The 577-nt window shown below is 69.2% G+C and carries 1 protein-coding gene; it reads left to right on the forward strand.

Annotated elements, in window-relative coordinates; translation table 11 throughout:
• Nucleotides 1-569, forward strand: a 569-nt coding sequence (locus A5760_RS13305) for an HNH endonuclease signature motif containing protein (protein WP_155764320.1), incomplete at its 5' end; no start/stop codon positions are given.
• Nucleotides 570-577: the final 8 nt, after the last annotated feature.

Raw genomic sequence — 577 nt, forward strand, 5'->3', positions numbered from 1 at the left:
CGGCCCGCCGGCCACACGGGCAGCACACCACCGTGGTGGTGCATGTCGATGTTGAGCAGCGCGCTGCGGCACTGCATCTGGGTCCGCTGCTGACCGACGCCGAACGCCGCTACCTGACATGTGATGCCACCTGTGAAGTCTGGTTCGAACGCCACGGCGAGGTCATTGGTGCCGGCCGGGCGACCCGGCTGATCAACCGGCGGCTTCGCCGCGCGCTGGAGCACCGCGACCGCACGTGCGCGGTGCCGGGCTGTGGTGTCAGCCGTGGTCTGCACGCCCACCACATCCGGCACTGGGAAGACGGCGGTCCCACGGAGTTGGCCAACCTGGTGCTGCTATGCCCCTATCATCACCGGTTGCACCACCGCGGCGTCCTCACCATCACCGGACCCGCCGACGACCTCATCGCCACCGACAACGCTGGCCGATTACTGAGCCCGGGATCGTTGGCGCGCCCACCAACTCAACCCCCGCCCGCGGTGGCGCCCTGCCCCGGGCCGACCGGCGAGCGCGCCGACTGGTGGTGGTACGAACCCTTCCAACCCCAACCACCACCGACAAACAACTAGCTTGGCGA

It is taken from the genome of Mycobacterium colombiense, assembly GCF_001665835.1.
Lineage (GTDB): Bacteria > Actinomycetota > Actinomycetes > Mycobacteriales > Mycobacteriaceae > Mycobacterium > Mycobacterium colombiense_A.